Below are 16,223 nucleotides of genomic sequence, written 5' to 3'. Positions count from 1 at the left end.
ATGAGCAAGAAAGATCTCGGCCTGCTGATCCTGATCCTGGTGGTCGGAGCGATCGTGGCCATCATCAATCCGCGCTTCCTCTTGCCGATCAACCTTGCCAACACCTCGAACCTGATCGGCCTGTTCGGCATCCTGTCGATCGGCCAGGCCTTCGTCATCATCACCGGCGGCATCGAACTGTCGGTCGGATCGGTGGTGGCGCTGCTGGGAACGCTGTTCATCGATTTCATCGCCGTGCGCGAGCTGGACTGGCCGCTGGCCTTCGTGCTGATCATCGCGCTTGGCGCCATCATCGGCCTGGTGCATGGCTGGCTTATCACCAGGCTGAAGCTGCAGCCCTTCGTCGTCACCTTATGCGGCCTCTTGATCTATCGCGGCGTCGCCCGCTTCTACACCGCCGACGGCACCGCCGGCTTCGCCTTCGGCCAGAATTTTCCCGAGCTCGAATTCCTGACAGCCGGACGTTCCTATGGCGTGCCCAACAGCTTCATCGCGCTGATCGTCATCGCCATCGTCATGTGGGTGGTGCTGCACCGTTCGGTGTTCGGCCGCTATCTCTATGCCATCGGCAAGAATGAGGAGGCGGCGAAATATTCCGGCATCCGCACCGGCCGCATCGTCATGGCGGCTTACGTCATCTGCGGCGTGCTGACGGCGCTGTCGGCGATCTATTTCGCCATGTACACGCGCTCGATCTCGCCGGCCAGCCATGGCCAGTTCTATGAACTCTACGCCATCGCCGCCGCCGTGCTCGGCGGCTTCTCGCTGCGTGGCGGCGAGGGCTCGCTGATCGGCGTCATCCTCGGCACCGTGCTGCTGCAGGAGCTGCAGAATCTCGTCAATCTGCTCGGCATCCCGTCCTCGCTCAACTTCGCGGTGATGGGCGGCGTCATCCTCATCGGCGTGCTCGTCGACCAGCAATGGAGTGTGTTCCGCGCACGGCGGCTGATGGTCGATGCCGCCCGCAAGAACGTTGCCGGCGCGCCGGCGGAATAATCGCGGGGCGACGCTGCCGCTTGCCCGACTCCTGTAGATATTATAATAGCATACCCGGTATTGCTCGGGGGGTGTGCGGGACATGCGCTGCGATTTGCGAGGCAAGGTGGCGCTGGTCACGGGAGCGGCTGGCGCCATCGGCAGTTCCATCGCCAGGCGCCTGTCCGACAATGGTGCCGCGGTCGTCGTCGCCGACATCAACGGCGAGGGCGCAAGCCAGGTCGCGGCCGGCTTGACCGATGCCATGGCCTGCGCCACCGACATCCGTGATGCCGCATCGGTCGGCAGCGCGATAGCCGCGATCATGCAGCGTTACGGCCGCCTCGACATCCTCATCAACAATGCCGGCGTCAATACGCTGGCGCATCGTGTCACAATTGACGAATTCCCGGCCGAGGAATGGGACCGCATCACCGGCATCGATCTCGACGGCCTCTACATTATGAGCCGGGCGGCACTCGGTCCCATGCTCGCCGCCGGCAGGGGCGGGCGCATCGTCAACATCGCCTCGGTCGTCGGCCTTGCCGCCATGCGCCTGCAGAGCCCGTTCGTCGCCGCCAAGGCCGGCATCATCCATCTGACGCGGTCTATGGCGATCGAACTCGGCGCCAAAGGCATCCTGACCAACGCGGTCGCCCCGGGTTCGGTGATGACGGCGCTGACCGCCAAGCTGTTCTACGGGGATGACGGCAAGTTCGCCGGCCGCACGCAGGAATTCCTGGCCCATGTACCGCTCGGCCGCCCGGCCGAGCCGCGGGAGATCGCCGAGGCGGTGCTGTTCCTGGCCTCGCCGGCCGCCAGCTACGTCAACGGCCAGGTGCTGGCCGTCGATGGCGGCTGGACGGCGGGATACATGATGTGAGTGGCGCGATGGAAATCGATCTCAACGGCGCCACGGTGGCCCTCGATGGCGAGACCAACCCGATCGTCGACGCCGTGCTTGCCGCACTGCGTGCCAATGGCGGCACGGTTCTCGAAGCAGGGGGTGCCGCCGACATCCTGCTGATGTCCAACCCGCTGCGCCCGGGAACGACGATGCAGGATCCACGCTGCCAGCATGCCGATGCGCGCAGGGCGGCCGTGGCCATGGCCGAGCGCGGCGGCGGGCGCATCGTCTTCCTGATCTCGGCCACCGCCGGCATGCCGATGCGCCGTCATCCGCGCTTTTCCATGGAGAACGCGGCGATTCTAGCCGGCATGCGTGCCTTGGCCATGGAGTTCGGGCCGAAGGTGTTGGTGAATGCCGTCGGCTTCGGCGCGGTCGAGGACGAAACCATGGTCTCGGGCGACAAGGCGATGCTCAGCCACACGCCGGTCGGCCGCGCCGGCTGCATCGAGGAAGCGGTCGCGGCCGTGCTGTTCTTCTGCGATCCGCTCAACACTTACACGACGGGCCAGATGCTGGGCGTCGACGGTGGCTGGACGGCAGGCTATGGCCGCAATTTCTGAATTGCTGAGCATCGGATCGGGAGCGCTCGAAGTCGCGCTGGTACCGCAAATCGGCGGCTCCGTGAGTTCGCTGCGCTGGCGCGGCATCGATCTCATGCGCCGGCTCTCGGAAGATGATCGCAGATCCGGCAACGTGCTTGGCGTCGCCATGTTTCCGATGACGCCCTATGCCAACCGCATCGCCGGAAACGCCTTCGACTTCCGCGCAAGACGCTGGCAGGTCCTGCCCAACAATCCGCCCGAGAAATTCAACGTCCATGGCAGCGGTTGGCAGCACGCCTGGGATGTCACCGGGGCAGGTGCCGCCAACGCCACCCTGTCGCTGGACATCGCCGCCGGAGCCGAGCCCTATTCCTACCGCGCGACCCAGGCTTTCGCGGTTTCGGATGAGGGGCTGAGCGTGACCATGACCCTGACTAACACCGGTCCGGTCGCCATGCCGTTCGGTTTTGGACTGCATCCCTGGTTCGATCGCGATCCGGACGTGACGGTGCAGTTCGACGCCAGGCGTTTCTATCTCGAAGAGCCCGACGGCATTTCAGGCGATGCCGTCACCTTGCCGCCCGAACTCGACTTTGCCGAAGGCAGACCCCTCCCGAGTGGTTGGCGCAACAATGACTATGGCGGCTGGGGCGGTGAAGCGACGCTGCGCTTGCCGGCTCGCGGCGCGGGACTGCGTATGAAGGCCGACCCGATTTTCAAGCATCTGATGTTTTACGCCGATCCGGCCAAACCATATTTCTGCGTCGAGCCGCAGACCAACGCCTCCGGCGCCTTCAACCGCGGCCGATGGGATGATGCGGACGAGGGCGTGATCGTCCTCGCCCAGGGCGAAAGTGCTGCCGGCACCGTCTGGTTCACGCCCTTTTCGCTTTAGGTCGGGGCAAAAGACGGGTGCGCCTGACGACGATGATCGTCTAAATAAGCCCATTCCTGAGCTTGAAGCGGCGCATGCCACGCACATTGACGGCCCGCCCACGGTTCAACAACTCGCGCATGATCGGCTCCCGCCGTGGCGGCGTCAGATGTTCGAGGATACGAGCACAGTCATGTTCAAGCAAAATCCCCCGAATAAGTAGGTCGCGCTTCACCAAAGGACTATCCATCACCCGATGAAAGAGCCCGAAGCCGAAGTGTATTTGGCTGCCATTGATGATGGTCCCAATCATATGATTGACCAGGGTCTCTTGTTTGATCTGAATGGCCACGGATGCATTTTTCTCGGCTTCCGCAAGCCGGGCCTTTGTTTCGGCCGAAAACCTGCCAAACTCCGATATTGTAGGCGTTCGCGATTCCTGTTCGAGAATGGCGGAGTCCTTTCCGCGTTTTTCTCCACGCCTTTTTGATTTGGGATTGCCCGCCAGCATTTGTCCGGTTCTTTGAGCGCCTTTCAGAAGCGGGCCAAGATCGTAACCGCGAAGCGCGCCATAAGGGACGTAACGAAGTGTTGCTACCAGCTCGGAGATCGACATCTTGTCGAGCCGAAGCGCGAGCTTGTCGGCGGAATAGATAACATCAACCCGGTAGCCACAACGCTCCAGGCATTGCGAAAAGCCGAGTTCTCCCTTCCGTATCGCGTGGGGGCGAATGTCGTAGGGCCTGTACTCTCGCCAAAATCGCCGAATCTGTGCATCGGCGAATACTTTGCCGGCTACACTAAATGCGTAGCTGCCCATATGATGGGCAAACTCATGGTTCTCGTAGGTGCCAACGGCGTCATAGTCGCTCTGAAGCAGAGCTTTGATCATTGAGTCCAAGCCAGGTCCGGCAATGTAAATGACACTATCGTTCAGATAAATCATACGTTCGGGTCGGAGTTCCTCCGACGCCAGATGCAAGGTCGCGGCACGGTAGGCTCCGAAGTCACGGCCAATGTTGTTACGCACAAGGATGCGGTGCGCAAATGCCCTTAAGGTCACGAGTTCATCCGGACGAAGATCGCCATTGCAGACAACAATGGCGTTGACATGTTGGCGACGAAGCGTCGCCAGGAGGTCGAGAAAGTCGCTCGTAATCCCAATGAGGTGATATTTGACGACGATCGCATAACAATTGCCAATTGCCGGCGTCACGGTCTCATCGGAAACAAATCGCGGCTCGCGTTCGGCCAGAATGCCTGGGAACTGAATTATCTTGGCGGCCAGAACATACGCTCCTGCGGCCGCCCAGTTCGCAATTTGCCCGATCTTTTTCATGGCCGCGCGCCCCCCGGCCCCGACAGATAACACTTCAGTCGACGCTGTGAAATGGTCTACTCATGACGTGCAACGCTCGGTGCGGGGGATGCGAACTTGGACTTCCGAAAGACTATCCGAACGGCAATCGGCAAGAATGGACGCGGCATCGAGATTGGCGCTTCATACTCGCCCATATTGCCCAAGGCCGAAGGTTACAAAACGCTCGTTGTCGATCATACCGATGCCGACGGATTGCGCTCGAAATACGCTGCGATCGGCGTCGACGTTTCACGGCTTGAAACGGTAGATGCCATCGACGATGGAGGCGAATTCAGACAACTCGACCTGACTGGCGAGGGCTTCGACTTCATAGTGGCCAGTCACGTCTTTGAGCATCTCACGGACCCTGTTCATTTCCTCCAACGCTGCGAACGGGCACTCAAGCCGGGTGGGCGGGTGTATCTCTTGATTCCGGATCGTCGATACACCTTCGATTATCTGCGGCCCAGTTGTACCGCGGGCCATCTGTTGGCCGCCTATGTGGCAGGGCAAAAAAGGCATGGCACGGCGGCCATGTTCGATCATCATGCATCGCATGGAACGCGCGGAGGTGTGCAGGTCTGGCTGGAAGGGTTCAAGGGAGAGTATGCTTTCGCCGGAACGCCTCAAGCAGGCTACGCGATGGCAACCAGGCAAGGAGACGACTATGTCGACTGTCACGCCTGGGTCTTCACGCCGTCCAGTTTCCGCCTGGCCATGGCCGATTTGCACGCAGCAGGAGTCCTGGGACTTCGTGAAGAGCAATTTTACCCGACTGTAGGGTGCGAGTTCTTTGCGGTGATGTCCGCCAATCCGGCGACGCATAGTCCCGACAGACTGGCCCTGGCGCTCGACGCGATCAACGAAGCCGGGCCTGAACACATCGCTGCGGCCGTTGTCGATCCTCCCGTGTACATCGGATCAGCGCCGTCAGCCCAAAATGCGATTGATGCATTCAAGGGCCAATGGGTCACCGCGTTCCCGGCAGCGCAAGGCTTGCAGGCGGGCACATCCCATCTGCACGAGGACCCACGCATACTTTGGCTCGCGGAGAAACTGGGTGGCTGGCTCAACGGGAAGCAAGTCCTCGAACTAGGTCCCTTGGAGGCGGCGCATACCGCAACTTTGTTGTCCCAAGGTGCAGGGTCGGTTCTGGCCATCGAGGCCAATCGCGATGCCTTTCTTCGCTGTCTGGTCGCGAAGGAAATCCTTGGCTTGCGCGACGCGAGCTTTCGGCTCGGCAATTTTGTGCCCTTCCTGGAGAGTGAAACAAAGCATTGGCCGCTGATCGTAGCCAGCGGTGTTCTCTATCATATGACGGACCCGCTGCACGTGCTGGACTTGTTGGCGGACCGAACCGATCGCCTGTTTTTGTGGACTCACGTCGTCGACGACAATGCGATGCCGGTCGGTGACCGGCGGCGCGCGGCGCTTGGAGCGCCAGAGCAACGCGACTGGCACGGCCGAACGGTGACGCTTTATCCGCGCCCCTACGGACCGCTTGGCGCATCGACATTTTGCGGAGGCATGGACCCGGTACCGCGCTGGATACATCGCGACGATCTGCTGTGGGGTCTGGCTAAACTGGGGTTCGACGATCTGGCGGTCGCACACGAGACAGCGGACAACGAGCATGGTCCGGCGCTGTCGATCCTGGCGAGGCGCAGCCCCAAGGCTACGCGTAAAGAACCACGGCCCTTACCAACCGCTAAAAAGGTTCTAAAAAGGGTATAGATCTTCGGCAACGTCGGAAAGCGAGACCGGCCAATCCAATTTTGTTTCACCTGTCTTGCGAAACAGGACGGCCGACATCAACGCTCCGGTGTGCATCTCGCCAAAATGCGTCGATATGTTGTGCACTCGGGCCACGATGTATGCCCGCACACCATCGATGGCTTCGATGATTTCAAACCCGGTCGATCTGTTGAGCAAGGCCTTCCAGGAGTGACTCGAAAACCGAAAATAGTCGCACGGCTCTTCGTGCAGAGCCCATGTCTGCGGCGCCAGGATAATCCCCAGAGCGCCTGTCTTGAGAACCCGGTTCATTTCGATCGCGGCCTTCCAGGGCATCAGGAGGTGCTCGAACACCGCAAATGACATGACGGCGTCATAGGTTTTGCGAGGCAGAAAGCGGCTGGCCTCATGGGCGTCTCCAACGATGTCGACGTTCTCGCCGTCCAGAATATCGAAACCGGTGTAGACCCAGCCCGGCGGTAGGCTGTTGCGCCACATTGCACCGGTCCGGTTGCGCGAACCGATCTCCAGCAAATGTCCGCCGGAACGTGACCGCAACTCGGCAAAGAATCTGTTTACCAGGGGGAGTATCGGATCGTTCGGATCTGCCGCCGCAAGCGGGCGCACTTCCTTCGACCCGTCCGCCAATCTTATTTCGAGTTTCACATCCAGCATCTGAGCGTTGTCCAGCCCCGTAAAGACCCGCTCGTCAAATCGGCACGACGCCGCAAGTCGCCCATAGAGACGACTCAAATCCGCACTGGGAAGGCCAGTTTGCGACAGGACGACTGTGCGGCCATCCGGCAGAAGCAAGGCGACCCCAATGACAGGGGATTTTGCGGAAAACGTGAATCCTGAAACGTGAATCGCGCCATGGAAACACGAACTGCGATCGACGATGCAAACAAGCTCGCTACCGATGGCCGGGGCGGTCAAATGTGGTGTCGGACCAGCAATGGTCGAGTCCATGTTCATGGTGGCTTGCCCCCCGCTACAGCCATGGCTGCGGAATTCCGTGCCCTGGCAGGGTAGCGCCTGTGCGCGGCAAACTGAAGGGCAGGATAATCGGATCTTCAGTCAACCAGCCGATTGCGTTTAGGCTTAGAGAAGCCGCGCCAGCAGGCCGCCATCCACCTGCATGGCGCTGCCGGTGACGAAGGACGCGGCGTCCGAGATCAGGAAGCCTATTGCCGTGGCGACCTCGGAAGGGTTGGCGATGCGGGCAATCCTGTTGGGCTCGAAGGACAGGCCCAGCGCTTCGGCGCCGCCGGCCGCTTCCAGCCCGTCCAGCGTCATGCGGGTGGCGACCGAGCCGACCAGCACGGCGTTGACGCGGATGCGGTCGACGGCATAGTCGAGCGCCATCTGCCGCGACAGGCCGACGACCGCCGCCTTCGTCGCGGCATAGGCGGGCACGCCGGGAACCGTGGCATCGGCGTGGACGGACGCGATGTTGACGATCGAGCCGCCGCCGGCCGCGCGCAGCAGCGGCAAGGTCGCGCGGCAGACCCGGAAAATGGCTGTGAGGTTGACGGCGATGGTTTTTTCCCACTCCGCGTCGGAAACGTCTTCAAGCCGCTTGCCGGTGGGGTAGATGCCGGCGCAGTTGACGACGGCGTCGAGCCCGCCAAGCCGTTTGGTGATTGCCGTCGCTGCCGACTGAACCTCCGCTTCGCGGGTGAGATCGCACTCGCGGAAGATCAACTGGCTTTTGCCATAGCGGCCGGCAAGGGCCTTGCCCTCCGCGCCGTCCAGTCCGGCGCCGAAAACCCTGGCACCCTCGTCGGCGAGGTACTCCGCGGTCGCCCGGCCAATGCCGGTCGCAGCACCCGTGACGAAAACACGTTTGCCGGCGAACATCATGCTGAAACCTGTGCAGCCACAGCGTGGCGTTCCGCTTGCGCCGCAGTCACCGAGCGTAGCACGCGGTCCTCGCCGCCTTCGCCACGGCCAAATTCGTCGACGATGCGCCCGTCGGCGACCACGAGGCAGCGATCGCAAAGGCCAATCAGCTCTTCCAGTTCGGAAGCGACGATCAGCAAAGCCACGCCCTTCTCGGCGAGTTCAACCACCAGCCGGTAGATTTCGTGCCGGGTCGCCGCGTCGACGCCCTTGGTCGGCTCGTCGAGCAGCAGCACTTTCGGTGCCCGCATCAGCACACGGGCGAACAACAGCTTCTGCTGATTGCCGCCCGACAGATGGGTGACCACGGCCTGCGGCGACGACGCCTTGACGTTGAGCGCGCGCATGGCGGTGAGGATGGAGCTCCGCTCCAGTCCGCCGCGCACCATGCCGTGACGCGACAGAGGCGCGAGATTGCCGATGGTGATGTTGGCGCCGACCGGCAGGTTGAACAGCAGGCCGTCGCGTTTGCGATCTTCCGTCAGCAGCGCAATGCCGGCCGCGCGGGCATCCCTGGGCGATTTGATCGACACGGTCTGGCCGGTGACCCGGACTTCGCCCTCTACGGGAACGCGGCCATAGATGCCGTGCAGGATCTCGCTGCGGCCCGAGCCCAGCAGCCCGGCCAGCCCGACGATTTCGCCCGCCGCCACGGACAGGTTGATATCCCTGGCGCCATGGACCGCGCCGCTGTGGCCGGCGACTGTGAGATGGCGCACCTCCAGCGCCGTCGGCGCGCCGACGGGTGCTGAATGTTCAGGAAACAGCCGCTGCAGCCTTTGACCCGACATCGAGAAGATGAAGGTCTCGGCATCGAAGTCCTCGCGCGCGATCCGTACCGCCACCTGCCCGTCGCGCAGCACCGTGGCGCGGTCGCAGATGGCGAGCACCTCGGGCAGGCGGTGGGTGATGTAGATCATCGCCACGCCTTGCGCCTTCAGGCGGCGCAGCACGGCGAACAGCGCATCGACCTCGGTGCCGGAGAGCGAGGCCGTCGGCTCGTCCAGCATCAGCACGCGTGGTTTCGTGACGATGGCACGCGCAATCATCACCAGATGACGCTGCGCCGAGGTCAGCGACGCGACATAGGCCCTGGGGTTGATGTCGATGCCGAGGTCGGCAAAGATTTCGCCGGCCCGCTGCTCGAGCTTGCGCTGATAAACCAGCATGCCGGTGCCCAGCCCGGTGCGGCCGGCAAAGACATTCTCGGCGACCGACAGCTGTTCGAGCACCTCGATTTCCTGCGGCACGTAACCGACGCCGTTGGATCGCGCATCGGCCGGCGAAGCGAAGCTGATGGGCCGGCCGTCGAGCTGGATCGTGCCGGTGTAGGAACCGGCCGGATGCACGCCGTTGAGGATCTTGACCAACGTCGACTTGCCGGCGCCGTTCTGGCCGAGCAAGGCGTGGACCTCGCCGGGCACGACATCGAAATCGACGCCGCGCAGCGCCTGCACGCCGCCGAAATTCTTGGCGATGGCGGTGGCCGAAAACAGCGGCGCTTGGGTGGTGATGGACAAGACGCATCCCTTCGGAAAGCGCCGGGCCTGCAAGGCGCGGGCCCGGCGGCAGGTGTTACTGGCCGGCGCTGTCCAGCATCTTGTAATAGGGATCGAGATCAGCTGCGGTGATCACCTTTGCCGGCAGCGGATTGCTGTAAGGCACGGTCTTGCCCTGGGCGAGATCACCGAGCAATTCGGCGACCTTGGCGCTCTCTTCATAGAGCGGCTGCGCAACGATGCCGTAGGCGGCGCCGGATTTCACCAGATCGAGATTCTGCCTGATATAGTCCATGCCGACGATGACGACGTCGCGTCCGGCCTTGCGGGCGGCGCCCGACCAGGTCTGGATGCTGTTGCCGGTGGTGCCGAAGGCGGCGGTCACATCGGGATTGCCCTGCAGGATCGCCACCGCCTTTGCCTCGGCCGCCGACGGCTCAAAGCCTTCCATCTGCGTGTCGAGCACCTTGATGCCTGGATATTTCGCCGCGATGGTCTTGCGGAAGGCATCCGACATGGCATTTTCGGTGTCGTTGGAAGCCCCCTGCGTCAACGCTACGGTGCCCTTGCCGCCGAGCTTGTCGCCGATCGCGATTGCTGCGTTGGTTCCCGCTTCGGCGATGTTCTCTCCCGTTGCCGCTTTCAGGCCGTTGACGGTGCCTTCGGGCGGCAGGACGTGCCAGGTGACGATCGGGAAGCCTTCCTTGGCCAGCTTGGAGATGTAGGAATAGATGGCCGGATCGGGACCGTAGACCCCGATCGCGTCGTATTTGGTGCGGGCAAGGGCGGCCTCGGCAAGCGGCAAGGTCGCCGGAATATCCCAGTTGGTGGCGCTCGGGTCGCCGACCACCTCGCAGGTGTAGCCAAGTTCCTTGCACTTGTTGAGGAAGCCCGCCTGCATCAGCCGATGCACCGGGTGATCCTTCATCGCCTGCACCCAGAGCAGGTGGATGTCCGCAGCCCGGGCCAGGCTCACCGAGCCGAGCGAGGTGGCGAGTGCCGCTGCCACCAATGCGGTTCGGATCAGCCGCTTTTTCAGATGGATTTTCATGCCTTACCTCCCTTGGTTCGCCGGCATTTTTGCCGGCGCAATATCCGCGGCCTCTCAGGCGCCGGCAATGAAGTAGCGGCGCCGCACTATGTCGAGGCCGACAGCCATGACCATGATCACGCCGACCGCGATCTGCTGCCAGTTGGAGTTGACGCCAATGACGACGAGGCCGCTCTGCACCACTTTCAGCATCAGGATGCCGACGACGCCGCCGGCCACCGTGCCGGCGCCGCCGAACAGGCTGACGCCGCCGACCACGACACCGGCGATGACGGTCAGTTCCCAGCCGCTGCCGATCGAAGTGCCGCCGCTGCCGAGATCGGCCATGACGAACATGCCGGCGATCGCCGACAGCGCGCCGACGGTGATGAAGGCGCCGATCTTGTAGGCGCTGGTGTTGATGCCGACGAGATGCGCCACTTCCTTGTTGCCGCCGGTGGCATACATGTTGCGCCCGAGCACGGTGCGCCGCAGCACGAAGTCGGCAACGAGGGCAGCGACGATGAAGAAGGCAAAGCTCCAGCCGAGACCGAAGGCGAGATCGGTGCCGCCAATGGTGTTGATCGCCTCGGGCAGCGGATAGACCGGATAGCCGCCCGTCACCACCTGGATCAGGCCCTGGCCGATGAACAGCATGCCGAGCGTCTGGATGAAGGCGGGGATGCCCAGCCTGACGACGATCAAGCCGTTGAGGAGGCCGATCAGCGCGCCGACGCCGATGCCGCCGAGAATGCCGACGCTCACCGGCAGGGCGGCCGCGGTCATCAGCTTGGCGGCGACTACGGCCGACAGTCCGGCCACCGAACCGACCGACAGGTCGAACTCGCCGGCGACCAGCAGAATGGTCTGGCCGATGGCGATGATGCCGACAAAGGAGACGACGTTGAGAATGGCGCGGATGTTGCGCTCCGACAGGAAGGCGGGCTCGAGCAGCCAGAAGAAGGCGATCAGCAAAGCCATGGCCGCCAGCACGCCGACCTCACCGACGGCAATCAAGCCGATCAGTCGCCGCCGGAACGATCGCGCGTCCCTTGGCGCCGCGCTCACCTCAGCCGCGCTGTTCATCCCGACCTCCCTGGCAGCGACCGTTGCCGCTCTTGCGGCCGGCCCCATGCGCCCGCGCCGATCCTGGCGCGCTCCTCTCGGCCATTAAGATTATAATATTATAACTTGTCAACGCTGAAATTTTCTGGCGGTGCATAGCTGGGTCCATCGCTGGAAAGCACTCTCGGCAACCGCTATGAATGGACGTTTCGGCGTGATCCGCAGGACATTGCCTTGGTGGATAGCGCTTTCTTGGAGCATGGTGATGGTCGACAAGCCGCCGGCGGGCGAAAAGAAGCCGCAACGCCTCGGCGTCCGCGAGATCGCCAAGCGTGTCGGTGTGGCGCCGATGACGGTGTCGCGCGCGCTGTCCAATCCCGACATGGTCTCGCCGGAAACGCGCGCCAAAGTGCTGGAAGCCATCGAACAGGCCGGCTTCGTACCTAACCGGCTTGCGTCCAGCATGCGCGGCAACGGCCGCATGATCGGCACTGTCGTGCCGCCGCTGATCAATTCGGGCATTGCCGAACAGGTGCAAGGCATGTCCGACGAATGCCATGAGAGCGGCTACTCGATGCTCCTGGTGCAAGGCGAGTTCACGCAGGAGGCCGAGGAGAAGTCGATCCGCAACTTGCTCGGCTGGCGCCCGGTCGGCATGATCCTGCAGAGCTTCGTGCAAAGCGAGACCGCGCGCGCCTTGCTGAAGAGCAGCGGCGCCCCGGTGGTCGAAATTTCCGAAATCAAGGGCCGCAAGCCGATCGACATGGTGGTCGGCGTCTCCAACTTCGAGACCGCCTATGCCATGACCATGCATCTGGCGGCCAAGGGCTACAAGCGCATCGGCTTCGTCTCGACGCCGATCCACGGCAATGACCGCCTGCGGCAGCGCCGCACCGGTTACCACGCCGCCCTGACGGAACTCGGGATCAAGAACCATGCCGACATGGAGGTCGAAGTGCCGATCACCGCGCAGGGCGGTGCCGAGGCGCTGGTGACGCTGACCTCCCGCCACCGGGATATCGATGCCATCTTCTTTTCCAGCGACACGCTCGCGGTCGGCGCCGTGCAGGAATGCCACCGCCGGCGCTGGGCGGTGCCGGGCAGGATCGCCATCGCCGGCTATGGCGATATGGATCTCGCCGCGCAGCTCTATCCGCCGCTGACCACGGTGAAGGTCAACCGCTACGAGATGGGCCGCCGTGCGGTGCGGCAATTGCTGGCACGGCTCGGCGGCGACACCAAGGTGCCGACCATCACCAGCCTCGGCTTCGAGATCGTCGATCGCGAAAGCGCGTGACGGATTAGAAAGCACGCTGCCCCGCTTCTTCCCGCCGCCCGAGCCGTTTTTCCCACCCTTCCGCATGGACGTTGAGATAGGCGTTGGGATCGTAAGGGTGGCTCTTGATCGCCTCGATGTTGAGATCGATGCCGAGGCCTGGAGCGTCGGGCAGCGACAGATGGCCGTTGTCCGGATCGACGGTCGGGTGCCAGGTCACGAGATCGGGCGTCCACGGGTCGTTGAAAGCGTCGAAGTGCTCCTGGATGAGGAAGTTCGGCACCGCGGCCGCCAGCTGCAGGCACACCGCTGTCGCTACCGGTCCGCCGCTCTGGTGCGGGGCGATGTGGCTGCCATGGGCAAGCGCGAGGTTGGCCACCTGCATGGACGGCGCGATACCGCCGAGCGACATCGGTTCGGGCTGGAAGATGTTGACGCCCCCGCCTGCGGCCAGCGTGTAGAACTGCCCGACCGTGTCATACATTTCGCCGGTCGCCACGGGGATCGGTGAGCGATGCGCCACTTCGTGCACCGTCTCTTGCCGGTCGCGCGAGGTCGGCTCCTCCCACCAGAAGATGTCGAGATCGGCGAATTTCTGCGCTGCCTGCAGGGCGGCGATCTCGGTGAAACGCGCATGCACGTCGATCAGGATCAGCGTGTCCCGAGGCAGTTCATCTCGCAATTTTCGGCAGATCGCGTAGGAAAGCTCCAATTCCTCGCGCGAGATAAAACCTTGCGCTGTGCCGAACGGGTCGAGCTTGAACGCCTTGAACCCCTTGGTCAGAACCGCCTTGGCGGCCTCGAGGAAGGCCTCCGGCGTGCGCTCGGTGCGGTACCAGCCATTGGCGTAGCCGAGCACGCTGTCGCGCACCTGGCCGCCGAGCAACTGGTGGATCGGCACGCCGAGGCTCTTGCCCAGAATGTCCCAGCAGGCAACCTCGATCGCCGCGATCACCGTGCGATGGATGTGGCCGCCGTCGAGCGAGACACTATCCAGCATGCGCCTGGCCAGCGCATTGATGCGGCGCGGATCCTGGCCGATGGCGAGATGCTTGAGCTCGTGCACGCCGGCTTCGGTGGTCTTGATGAAGCCGTTCAGCGTGCCTTCGCCGATCCCATGGATGCCCTTGTCGGTATGGACCTTGACGAACAGCCAGTTCTTCCAGCCGGCGCCGACGGCAAAGGTCTCGATTTCGGTGATTTTCATGCGCGGTGGTGTCCTAACCCAGGGCTATGATCGCGGCGACGACAGCCTCTGATGTCAGGCCGTATTTCGCTTGCAGGGTCGGCACCGCGCCGCATTCGATGTAGCGGTCGGGCAAGCCGATGCGGGTGACTTTCTTCGCTATGTCGGCGTCGAACAAGGTCTCGACAACGAGGCTGGCCAGGCCACCGACGACAACATGGTTTTCCGCTGTGACGATGTGGCTGACGCCGGCTGCGAACGCGGCCACCGCCTCGGCATCGAACGGTTTGATGGTCGGCACGTGCAGCAGGCCGGCGGAGATGCCCTGTTTTCGCAACGCGTCCGCCGCATCCAGCGCCCGCTCGGTCATGAAGCCGGTCGAGATGATGCCGACATCGGAGCCCTTACGAAGCTGCCGCGCCTTGCCGATTTCGAAACGATAGCCGGCTTCAAATACCACAGGCACGTTGCCACGCAGCAGCCGCATATAAACCGGCCCGTGACGCTCGGCGATCGCCTCGGTCGCCGCTTCGATCTCGGTCGCGTCGCAGGGGTCGATGATGGTCAGGCCGGGGATCATGCGCATCAGGGCCAGATCCTCGATCGCCTGATGCGTGCCGCCATAGCCGGTCGTCAGTCCCGGCAGGCCGGCGACGATCTTGACGTTAAGGTTGGAGTGGGCGAGCGCGATGGCGACGAAATCATAGGCACGCCTTGTCGCGAACACGCCATAGGTGGTGGCGAACGGCACCTTGCCGGTACGCGCCAGCCCGGCGGCGACAGCGACCAGGTTCTGCTCGGCCATGCCGACATTGAAGAAGCGGTCGGGGAACGCGTCGCGGAACGGCAGGATGTCGGTGTATTTGCCGAGGTCGGCTGTCAGCCCGACAATATCGGGACGGTTCTGGCCGAGCCGTGCCAGCGCCTTGCCAAACGGCGCCTCCACGCTTTGCCGGCCACCGCCAACAGCTTCGTCCTGACCCATGGCCAGCGTGCGGCCGGCCTCCGTCGCCGCGCCGCTCATTGGGCTGCTCCCGCGGTTTTTTCGAACTCGGCGATGATGCCGTCCCATTGCGCCACGTCGATGCGGAAGAAATGCGATTTCTCGGAGGTTTCGATGCGCGGCACGCCCTTGCCAGGCAGCGTGCGCAGCACGATCGCCTTCGGCTTGCCGTTTCGCTCGCGCGCATCGGCCAGTGCGCCGACCACCGCCTTCATGTCGTTGCCGTCGATCTCCGATGTCTGCCAGCCGAAGGCGCGCCATTTGTCGGCCACCGGCTCCATATCGAGCACGACAGGCCCGTCGGCCTGGATGCCGTTGCAGTCGACCAGCGCCACCAGCCCGTCGAGCTTGAAATGGCTGGCCGACATCGCCGCTTCCCAGGTTGAGCCTTCCTGCATTTCGCCATCGGACAGTTCGACGAAGACGCGCGCCTCGGATTTGTCGATGCGCAGGCCCAGTGCCTGGCCGACGCCTTGTCCCAGCCCATGGCCGAGCGAGCCGCCGATGACCTCGACACCGGGCGTCGTGTCGAGCGTCGACATCTCCAGCCGGCTGTTGTCGGCGCCATAGGTGGCAAGTTCCTCGACCGGGATGATGCCGGCCTCGGCCAGCGCTGCCCACAGCGCGATCGAATAATGCCCGGTCGACAACAGGAAGCGGTCGCGGTCGGCCCACGCCAGATTGTGCGGGTCGTAGCGCAGTTCGTGGAAGTAGAGCGCGGCCAGCACATCGGCGATGCCGAGGCCCTGGCCGATGTAGCCCTGGCCCTGGCCGCGCGCCATGGTCAGCATGTGATGGCGCAATTGTATCGCCTTGCGTTCGAGCGCGCCGATATCGGCGCTGCCGGGTGGGGAGTTTCGCAGCATC

At 63.3% G+C, this 16,223-nt stretch carries 15 protein-coding genes; 6 read left to right on the top strand and 9 right to left on the bottom strand.

What is annotated here, in order from left to right; translation table 11 throughout:
• From D3242_RS20760 to D3242_RS20745, 4 genes are all read left to right on the top strand, one after another.
• On the top strand, positions 1 to 996 hold the full coding sequence (locus tag D3242_RS20760; protein ID WP_064985214.1) for an ABC transporter permease: 996 nt from the start codon (positions 1 to 3) through the stop codon (positions 994 to 996).
• 82 nt (positions 997 to 1,078) lie between these two features.
• Positions 1,079 to 1,858, top strand: coding sequence for an SDR family NAD(P)-dependent oxidoreductase (locus D3242_RS20755; protein ID WP_064985212.1), 780 nt, complete (start codon positions 1,079 to 1,081; stop codon positions 1,856 to 1,858).
• On the top strand, positions 1,855 to 2,445 hold the full coding sequence (locus D3242_RS20750) for an SDR family oxidoreductase (RefSeq protein ID WP_223217828.1): 591 nt from the start codon (positions 1,855 to 1,857) through the stop codon (positions 2,443 to 2,445). The genes D3242_RS20755 and D3242_RS20750 overlap by 4 nt, the downstream gene beginning before the upstream one ends.
• Positions 2,429 to 3,322 (top strand): aldose 1-epimerase, encoded by an 894-nt coding sequence (locus D3242_RS20745; protein WP_064985209.1) that lies wholly within the window; start codon positions 2,429 to 2,431, stop codon positions 3,320 to 3,322. The genes D3242_RS20750 and D3242_RS20745 overlap by 17 nt, the downstream gene beginning before the upstream one ends.
• A gap of 40 nt (positions 3,323 to 3,362) precedes the next feature.
• Here the strand turns inward: D3242_RS20745 and D3242_RS20740 are convergent, their stop codons facing one another.
• Complete coding sequence (locus D3242_RS20740) at positions 3,363 to 4,640, bottom strand: rhamnan synthesis F family protein (protein WP_223217827.1); 1,278 nt, start codon at positions 4,638 to 4,640, stop codon at positions 3,363 to 3,365.
• Between the two features lie 96 nt (positions 4,641 to 4,736).
• Here D3242_RS20740 and D3242_RS20735 point away from each other — a divergent pair, with 96 nt between their 5' ends.
• Positions 4,737 to 6,395 carry a methyltransferase domain-containing protein gene (locus D3242_RS20735; protein ID WP_223217826.1) on the top strand — a complete coding sequence of 553 codons (1,659 nt, stop codon included), beginning with the start codon at positions 4,737 to 4,739 and terminating at the stop codon, positions 6,393 to 6,395.
• Here the strand turns inward: D3242_RS20735 and D3242_RS20730 are convergent.
• The 5 genes from D3242_RS20730 to D3242_RS20710 form a co-directional block, all read right to left on the bottom strand.
• Positions 6,381 to 7,370 (bottom strand): class I SAM-dependent methyltransferase, encoded by a 990-nt coding sequence (locus D3242_RS20730; protein WP_223217825.1) that lies wholly within the window; start codon positions 7,368 to 7,370, stop codon positions 6,381 to 6,383. The two genes, D3242_RS20735 and D3242_RS20730, sit on opposite strands and share 15 nt — an antisense overlap.
• Before the next feature lie 126 nt (positions 7,371 to 7,496).
• The gene (locus D3242_RS20725; protein ID WP_064985206.1) at positions 7,497 to 8,258 is read right to left on the bottom strand and encodes an SDR family NAD(P)-dependent oxidoreductase; all 762 of its coding nucleotides are present in this window, start codon (positions 8,256 to 8,258) and stop codon (positions 7,497 to 7,499) included.
• On the bottom strand, positions 8,255 to 9,817 hold the full coding sequence (locus D3242_RS20720) for a sugar ABC transporter ATP-binding protein (RefSeq protein ID WP_064985204.1): 1,563 nt from the start codon (positions 9,815 to 9,817) through the stop codon (positions 8,255 to 8,257). The genes D3242_RS20725 and D3242_RS20720 overlap by 4 nt, the downstream gene beginning before the upstream one ends.
• A 55-nt stretch (positions 9,818 to 9,872) precedes the next feature.
• Positions 9,873 to 10,847 carry a sugar ABC transporter substrate-binding protein gene (locus D3242_RS20715; protein ID WP_064985203.1) on the bottom strand — a complete coding sequence of 325 codons (975 nt, stop codon included), beginning with the start codon at positions 10,845 to 10,847 and terminating at the stop codon, positions 9,873 to 9,875.
• 54 nt (positions 10,848 to 10,901) lie between these two features.
• Complete coding sequence (locus D3242_RS20710; protein ID WP_064985405.1) at positions 10,902 to 11,912, bottom strand: ABC transporter permease; 1,011 nt, start codon at positions 11,910 to 11,912, stop codon at positions 10,902 to 10,904.
• Positions 11,913 to 12,156: 244 nt separating this feature from the next.
• Here D3242_RS20710 and D3242_RS20705 point away from each other — a divergent pair, with 244 nt between their 5' ends.
• Positions 12,157 to 13,188 carry a LacI family DNA-binding transcriptional regulator gene (locus D3242_RS20705; RefSeq protein ID WP_027047628.1) on the top strand — a complete coding sequence of 344 codons (1,032 nt, stop codon included), beginning with the start codon at positions 12,157 to 12,159 and terminating at the stop codon, positions 13,186 to 13,188.
• A gap of 4 nt (positions 13,189 to 13,192) precedes the next feature.
• Here the strand turns inward: D3242_RS20705 and D3242_RS20700 are convergent, their stop codons facing one another.
• The 3 genes from D3242_RS20700 to D3242_RS20690 are packed head-to-tail and all read right to left on the bottom strand — an operon-like array spanning position 13,193 to position 16,222.
• On the bottom strand, positions 13,193 to 14,374 hold the full coding sequence (locus tag D3242_RS20700) for a mandelate racemase/muconate lactonizing enzyme family protein (RefSeq protein ID WP_064985201.1): 1,182 nt from the start codon (positions 14,372 to 14,374) through the stop codon (positions 13,193 to 13,195).
• 13 nt (positions 14,375 to 14,387) lie between these two features.
• On the bottom strand, positions 14,388 to 15,377 hold the full coding sequence (locus D3242_RS20695) for a transketolase family protein (protein WP_064985199.1): 990 nt from the start codon (positions 15,375 to 15,377) through the stop codon (positions 14,388 to 14,390).
• Positions 15,374 to 16,222 (bottom strand): transketolase, encoded by an 849-nt coding sequence (locus tag D3242_RS20690; protein ID WP_064985198.1) that lies wholly within the window; start codon positions 16,220 to 16,222, stop codon positions 15,374 to 15,376. The genes D3242_RS20695 and D3242_RS20690 overlap by 4 nt, the downstream gene beginning before the upstream one ends.
• Position 16,223 lies beyond the last annotated feature (1 nt).

Source organism: Mesorhizobium jarvisii, from assembly GCF_003601985.1.
In the GTDB taxonomy this organism is placed as follows: domain Bacteria; phylum Pseudomonadota; class Alphaproteobacteria; order Rhizobiales; family Rhizobiaceae; genus Mesorhizobium; species Mesorhizobium jarvisii.
This window is presented reverse-complemented; position numbering and strand designations above follow the sequence as displayed.

Coding starts and splice junctions, on each gene's coding strand:
- D3242_RS20760 (WP_064985214.1), top strand. CDS start 1: ATGAGCAAGAAAGATCTCGGCCTGCTGATCCTGATCCTGGTGGTCGGA.
- D3242_RS20755 (WP_064985212.1), top strand. CDS start 1,079: ATGCGCTGCGATTTGCGAGGCAAGGTGGCGCTGGTCACGGGAGCGGCT.
- D3242_RS20745 (WP_064985209.1), top strand. CDS start 2,429: ATGGCCGCAATTTCTGAATTGCTGAGCATCGGATCGGGAGCGCTCGAA.
- D3242_RS20740 (WP_223217827.1), bottom strand. CDS start 4,640: ATGAAAAAGATCGGGCAAATTGCGAACTGGGCGGCCGCAGGAGCGTAT.
- D3242_RS20730 (WP_223217825.1), bottom strand. CDS start 7,370: ATGAACATGGACTCGACCATTGCTGGTCCGACACCACATTTGACCGCC.
- D3242_RS20725 (WP_064985206.1), bottom strand. CDS start 8,258: ATGATGTTCGCCGGCAAACGTGTTTTCGTCACGGGTGCTGCGACCGGC.
- D3242_RS20715 (WP_064985203.1), bottom strand. CDS start 10,847: ATGAAAATCCATCTGAAAAAGCGGCTGATCCGAACCGCATTGGTGGCA.
- D3242_RS20710 (WP_064985405.1), bottom strand. CDS start 11,912: ATGAACAGCGCGGCTGAGGTGAGCGCGGCGCCAAGGGACGCGCGATCG.
- D3242_RS20705 (WP_027047628.1), top strand. CDS start 12,157: ATGGTCGACAAGCCGCCGGCGGGCGAAAAGAAGCCGCAACGCCTCGGC.
- D3242_RS20700 (WP_064985201.1), bottom strand. CDS start 14,374: ATGAAAATCACCGAAATCGAGACCTTTGCCGTCGGCGCCGGCTGGAAG.
- D3242_RS20695 (WP_064985199.1), bottom strand. CDS start 15,377: ATGAGCGGCGCGGCGACGGAGGCCGGCCGCACGCTGGCCATGGGTCAG.
- D3242_RS20690 (WP_064985198.1), bottom strand. CDS start 16,222: ATGCTGCGAAACTCCCCACCCGGCAGCGCCGATATCGGCGCGCTCGAA.